The 6,094-nt window shown below is 47.4% G+C and carries 6 protein-coding genes; 1 reads left to right on the plus strand and 5 read right to left on the minus strand.

Annotated features, from left to right (window positions below; translation table 11 throughout):
* Positions 1-331 precede the first annotated feature (331 nt).
* Positions 332-1,519, minus strand: coding sequence for a DUF1624 domain-containing protein (locus VIM87_RS28785; protein ID WP_332000324.1), 1,188 nt, complete (start codon positions 1,517-1,519; stop codon positions 332-334).
* A 195-nt stretch (positions 1,520-1,714) separates the two neighbouring features.
* Here VIM87_RS28785 and VIM87_RS28790 point away from each other — a divergent pair, with 195 nt between their 5' ends.
* A complete protein-coding gene (locus VIM87_RS28790) occupies positions 1,715-2,068 on the plus strand; it encodes a hypothetical protein (protein ID WP_332000325.1) in 354 nt (117 codons plus the stop codon).
* Positions 2,069-2,072: 4 nt separating this feature from the next.
* Here VIM87_RS28790 and VIM87_RS28795 read toward each other — a convergent pair whose 3' ends face one another.
* From VIM87_RS28795 to VIM87_RS28810, 4 genes are all read right to left on the minus strand, one after another.
* Positions 2,073-2,669 (minus strand): HAD-IB family hydrolase, encoded by a 597-nt coding sequence (locus VIM87_RS28795; RefSeq protein WP_332000326.1) that lies wholly within the window; start codon positions 2,667-2,669, stop codon positions 2,073-2,075.
* 93 nt (positions 2,670-2,762) lie between these two features.
* Positions 2,763-3,491, minus strand: a complete 729-nt coding sequence (locus tag VIM87_RS28800) for an SDR family oxidoreductase (protein ID WP_332000327.1) — start codon at positions 3,489-3,491, stop codon at positions 2,763-2,765.
* Positions 3,492-3,743: 252 nt separating this feature from the next.
* On the minus strand, positions 3,744-5,138 hold the full coding sequence (locus VIM87_RS28805) for an FAD-binding oxidoreductase (RefSeq protein ID WP_332000328.1): 1,395 nt from the start codon (positions 5,136-5,138) through the stop codon (positions 3,744-3,746).
* Entirely contained in the window at positions 5,138-6,025 is an 888-nt protein-coding gene (locus VIM87_RS28810) for a decaprenyl-phosphate phosphoribosyltransferase (RefSeq protein WP_332000329.1), read from the minus strand. Before VIM87_RS28810 ends, VIM87_RS28805 begins: the two co-directional genes overlap by 1 nt.
* Positions 6,026-6,094: the final 69 nt, after the last annotated feature.

Genomic DNA, 6,094 nt, shown 5'->3' on the forward strand with positions numbered 1-6,094 from the left:
TTCAAAGACAGTCCCAACTTTGCCAAGAAATGGTTTGAGCTGGATCCTACTTACCCCGTAATGAAAGTTATGAACTGGGTAGGCATTATTAAGCTGAAGAGCGCCTAAGTGAAAAGGGCTACGTTTAAGGCAGCGGCGTAATGATGTGCCGGTGTGCAGATATGCAAGTGTGCAGATGGATGGCACCGGTAGTTAAAGAGATATAGATGCCGAAAGGCCAATAATATAAATGTCCGGGTGATAATATCATCCGGACATTTTGTTTTTAGGGATACTTAAATCTTTGGATTCCTTCATTTGCACATCTGCAGATCTGCACATTTGCACACGATCACAGGTAGCTTAGCCAGCGCCAGTCCTGGTGCCGTTGCTTATACCCTGCATACCATTTGCACAGCGGGTACAGGGCTGCTACCAGCAGCAGCCAGATCGCATACACGGCTGCCAGGGAAACGCCGTAATGGCCTTTCAGCTGCGCAGTGTCCGTGATAAAATTATAGGTAAGCATAAAGCTAAGCGGGTGCCCCATAGCCACACCAATGATAATACCAATAATATGAATAATGTGAAAATGCAGCACATAATAAAAGAACGGCACGCGCCCGAAATATACAAGCGGGTTGTTGGGCCGCAGGGGCTTATCTGCAATAAACGACAATAAGATCAGCACCGGCCCCAAAGTAATAAGGGTAAACAATAAGGAGGGCGGATACTTCTGCACGTTAAAGAAGATCATGAGCGTTTGCAGGGCATTAGCGCCCTGCTTCCAGGGAGTGGGATTGCCGTAAACATTGCTGTACCGCAGTATTACAAACAGTAAAACAGCCGCCAGCCCTATATAGCGCAGCAGGCGTTTGCGTTTATCAGGATCGTAACCCGGGCGGAATAACATGCCCAGCCCATATCCGCAAAGTAACACGCCCAGCCAGGCCAGCACGGGATAACCAATGAAAATAATAAAGCCGTTAGCGGGCAGCATGTTAGGAACGTTTACAAAGCTCCAAAGCGCCTGCGCCACAGAGCCAGGCGCAAACCGGATCCCATCCAGCAGGTTATGGCCAAAAACAATGATCAGGCCCAGCACCGGCAGCAGGCGTTGGGGCAGGTAAATAAGCAGCGCTAGTATCATCATACCTACACCCATGGTTGAGAGTACGCCAAACAACAACGCGTGCAAGGTAAAAGACCAGCCAAAGCTCATGATCACCATATCTACGAACACCAGCCACAAACCGCGGGTAAGCAGAAAGTAAGACAGCGCCGCTTTGGTACGCCGGGTACCCATCAGGTAAGCGGATGCACCGGCCAGCATTACAAAGGTAGGCGCGCAAAAATGTGTGATCCAGCGGGTGGCATAGAGCAGGGCGGTGGTTTTGGTTTCATCCAGCGGGTTATAGATCAGAACATCGGCATGTAACAGGTCGCGCACATGATCCAGCGCCATAATGAACATTACCAGGCCCCGCAGAAGGTCAATAGATACATTGCGTGGAGAGGCAGGGATCGCAGTCGTTGTCATGCTACAGGTAGGTTTTCATTAAGTTAGGGATTCAGGGTAAATAATTGCTGATTATTATGATGAAGGGCGATCAACCTGGATAAATATGATTGAGGATCAAATTGTTAAGAGCCGTTGAGTGGAGTAAGAAGTGGGCTACAAAGTTATCGACGTTATATGTCGTAACATATTAATATATTGCAAGGAATTATAACGATGCTGAAAGCTATCTACAGATCCGGGATCAACTGGAGTCATTTAATGATCATCAATGCGGTTGCATTTGTGATGACTTTTCTTGTATTGTACGTGATAGTGCTAATTGAGATAGCATTGATATTTAACTCGCCGTTACCGGTTAACTGGGGCTATTGGATAGAGCAGATCTACTGGTTTTTGCCAGCCATCACGCTTTACCCGGTTATTTACTACAAAATGAAAAGGCATTATAAGTACGATAATCCTGCAAAAGCTAAAAGTTATTTAGCGGCATTTGCCATGGTGTTATTGAGCACGGGCGTGTGTTGGATAGTAGGAACGTATGTCATTCCTGGCCCCAATAATTTTTAATTCCTTAATCCCGGAACGGCTTAAACCGGCTGGTTCCTGCTATGGCCAGCATGGCTTTGTCGCCGCTGCTATCGCCATAGGCAAAAATATTTTCAAAAAGCTCCAGGTCATATTCGTTCTTAATACGGCATACCTTCTCATCCCCATTACAATTAAGGCCCAATATGTTACCGGTCAGCTGCTCATTTTTTACTTCCAGCTGGGTGGCAATGCAGGTGATGTTCATTTTCTCACACCAGGGGCCTACCCAATCCTGTGCGGAGGCCGTTACTATTACCACCTGGTGCCCCTTTTCCTGGTGTTCTTTGATCGCCGCCAGCGCGCCGGGGCGTATAAGCGCAGGCAGGCGTTCCTGGCAAAAGGCAGCGCATTTTTCCCGAAAAGGAGCCACTGCTGTGCCTTTGAAAAAGTGGCGCAAAAAGATCTCTTTCATGGTATGACTGGAGACCAGCTTTAATTTAAACAGCACCAACAGGGGGGATAACAGCAGGAATCCCAGGTATAAAGCCCCGCTGCCTTTCTGGTAGCGGATCACCTCAAACATGGTATCCTTGGTAGTGATAGTACCATCAAAATCAAAGAAAGCGATCGTTTGCTTCATATTTAATTGTAAGATTGGCAGGCCATTAAGAGTTGATAATCAACTGAAATTAAGCATTAACTATTATCAGCTAATTACTTGCAGGCAGCTATTTTATAATTTTAATTTTTTGAAGATAAACTCAGGTATCGACTTAATAATCAACATGATATAGCGCCAAAACCATTTTACGTACAACACATTTTTCTTTGCTTTGGCAGCCTTTACAATAGCGCTGGCTACGTCTGTTGGCTGGGCGGTTAAAAGCGGAGGCAGGGTTAAACCTTCCGTCATGCGGGTATATACAAATCCAGGTTGTACGGTCATTACATGCACACCATTGTGAAACAGGCGGTTGCGAAGGCCGCTCAGGTAAGCGGTAAAACCGGCTTTGGCGCTGCCATATAAATAATTGCTCTGGCGGCCACGCTCGCCGGCAACAGAGCTAATGCCTATAATGGTACCCTGGCGGCGGGCAGCATAATCTGCAGCTACTACGTTCAGGATAGAAACGGCGCCGGTGTAGTTGGTGTGAATAATACGGCTGGCTTCCTGCCAGTTGCTTTGTCCCAGCTCCTGATCGCCCAGGTAGCCGAACACGCAGATAGTAATATCGGGCTTCACCGGCAGGCTTTCGTAAAAAGCAGGGTGGCTGGCAAAATCAACCGCATCAAAAGCATGGGAGCTGGCATTGATGCCATAGCGTATGCGCAGGTCGTTCTCCTGCGCCTGTAAAAAAGAGGTGTTGCGGGCAGCCAGCTGCACATCGTACTTTTCGGCGGCAAACTGACGGGCCAGGGCTACAGCCATATCGGATCCTGCACCCAGAATTAAAACAGTCATCTTTATAATTAATAATGAAGAATTAAGAATTAATAATCGAGAGCACAACTACCACGCAGTATGACTAAAACACTGATGCAAAGGTGCTTCTGATCGGTTTTTTTATAATTGATAATGAAGAATTTAAAATTAATAATCATGGGCACCATTGCCCCGCGGTATTGCTAATTGCTTCAATGCACAGGTGTTTTTGCCGGTTATATTTTTTATAAATGTGAACAGATGAAAGATCTATAATGAAGTAATAGCTAATTATTTAACTACTGCTTCCCTGATTATTAATTCTTCACTATTCATTATTAATTCCGGCTGCTGCGGCGCAGCCGTCAGCAAGAGGCGGTCGGATTGTAAGGAACGGAAGCGGTTATCGCTGTTGTATTGTTTTACGATCCCTGCAAAACGCTGTACGTGAGGATAGCTTTGCCAAAACACTTCCTGCTTCATGCGGGCATCCTTGGAAAGGTACAGGCGGCCGCCGTATTGCAGCACCAGGGCATCCAGCTCGTCCAGGAACTCAAATAAACCTTTGCGCACGGGAAAGTCCAGCGCCAGGGTATAGCCTTCCATAGGGAAGGAGATAAGATCGTCCTGATGGCCAAATACCTTCAGCACAGCCAGGAAAGATCCCAGGCCTTTGCTGCTGATACGCTGCAGGATCTCTACCAGGCCCTGTTTCTGATCCATAGGCAGCACAAACTGGTATTGTACAAAACCAGCTTTGCCATAACCCCGGTTCCAGTGCAGGAAAGCATCCAGCGGGTAAAAGAAGGGTTCGTAAGACACCACATTATTGATCTCCCGTTTGGTGTTCTTGGCATAATACAGCCAGTTGAACGCCTTTACGGTAAAGGTGTTCAGCACAAATGACGGCAGGTTGAAAGGGATGGTGAGCTTCTTTTTGGAGGGTAGCTGCAGAGGGGCCTGCGCTTGCTGAGGCGATAGCTCTGCTTTGGTGGCATGCTCGCCCAGTATTAAAATGCTCCGGCCAAAGGAGTCACCTTTCTGCAGGCAATCGATCCAGGCTACGGAGTAGGTATAGTGCTTGTTTTCCTCGAACAGGCGGATCACTTCGTCCAGGTTGCGGGCTTTGATCTGCTTCTGTTTTATATAGGAGGTTTCTACTTTCTTCAGGCGGAACAGCACCCGGGTAATAATGCCGGTAAGGCCCATGCCGCCGCAGGTAGCCCAGTACAGGTCGGGCTCCTGGTCAGGAGAGCAGGTGATAAGCCCCTGGGAGGTGATCACATCCATAGATACCACCTGGTTGGAAAAGGCGCCATCCACATGGTGGTTCTTGCCATGCACATCGGAGGCTACTGCGCCGCCAACGGTAATGAACTTGGTGCCGGGGGTAACCGGCAGGAACCAGCCTTTGGGCACTATTATATCCAGGATCTGGTCCAGCGTAACGCCGGCCTGGCATTCAAACAGGCCCTTTTCAATATCAAAGCTTAGAACTTTATCGTATTTAAGAGTAGAGATGCTGTGTGTGCCCAGGGATGCATCTCCATAACAGCGTCCGTTGCCCCGTGCAATGAGGGGTGTTTCTGTGTGAAGCAGGTCCTGTAACTGATCTTCCCTGGAGAAAGAGCTTTCTTCGCTTGCTACTACAGGATAATTGCCCCAATTTGCTAACCGTTTTTGCATTAGTCAAAAAAACTTTTGTTTGCCGGTAAATAAATGATCACATAAAAACTTAGGATCCACAGGGCTATGGTTAACTGTATGAAGCGGTCTTTGTACAGGATCTTAGTGGGAGAACCGGTATTGTTCTCTACGTAGGTTATTTGCAAATATCGTAATAATCCCGCAATAACAAAAAGGGTGGTGTAAAAAAGGCGGTGGGTGCTAAAGCGCACCATGGTCACCGGATCCAGGGTGTACATGAGGTAGCACACAATGATCACGGCAGACAATAAGGCCAGTGTTACGTTCATGAAATCCATGTTATACCCTTTGGCGGCTTTGCGCATTTCCTGGCCGGACACCTGTTTAATGATCACATCATCCCGGCGCTTGGCTACTGCCATGAACAGCGCCAGCAGGAACACCATTACTATGAGCCAGGAAGATACTGCGGTGCCGGAGGCAATACCGCCTGCTTTAATACGCAGCACAAAACCAGTGGAAAGGATGATGATGTCCAGGATGGAAATATTCTTTAACCCAAGAGAGTATAACAGGTTTAAAATAAAATAGATACCTACTACGAACAGGAATTTTGGTTTAACATACCAGGCCAGTCCCAGGCCTATGACCATGCACACTACAAACAGCACCAGGCCGGCTGTGGGCGATACTGCGCCGGAGGCCAGGGGACGTTTGCTTTTAACCGGGTGCGCACGGTCGGCTTCAATATCCTTATAATCATTTATGATATAGATACTGCTGGCCGTAAGGCTGAACGCAAAAAAGGCGGCTAAAAGATGACCGATGGTAGACAGATAAAATAGTTCTCCCGCAAAAAAGAGGGGAATAAACAGGAACAGATTTTTGACCCAATGATGAGGCCTGAGTAGTTTCAGATATTGCACGGGGATGAACAGATGTTAATACGGGGGGCAAGATACAATTTAAAGCGGAAAGCTAAAAGGAGAAAGCAT

This window comes from Chitinophaga sp. (genome assembly GCF_036569125.1).
In the GTDB taxonomy this organism is placed as follows: Bacteria; Bacteroidota; Bacteroidia; order Chitinophagales; family Chitinophagaceae; genus Chitinophaga.

Bases quoted from the DNA above. Each gene is read 5' to 3' on its own strand.
- VIM87_RS28785 (WP_332000324.1), bottom strand. From the start codon at position 1,519: ATGACAACGACTGCGATCCCTGCCTCTCCACGCAATGTATCTATTGAC.
- VIM87_RS28790 (WP_332000325.1), top strand. From the start codon at position 1,715: ATGCTGAAAGCTATCTACAGATCCGGGATCAACTGGAGTCATTTAATG.
- VIM87_RS28795 (WP_332000326.1), bottom strand. From the start codon at position 2,669: ATGAAGCAAACGATCGCTTTCTTTGATTTTGATGGTACTATCACTACC.
- VIM87_RS28800 (WP_332000327.1), bottom strand. From the start codon at position 3,491: ATGACTGTTTTAATTCTGGGTGCAGGATCCGATATGGCTGTAGCCCTG.
- VIM87_RS28805 (WP_332000328.1), bottom strand. From the start codon at position 5,138: ATGCAAAAACGGTTAGCAAATTGGGGCAATTATCCTGTAGTAGCAAGC.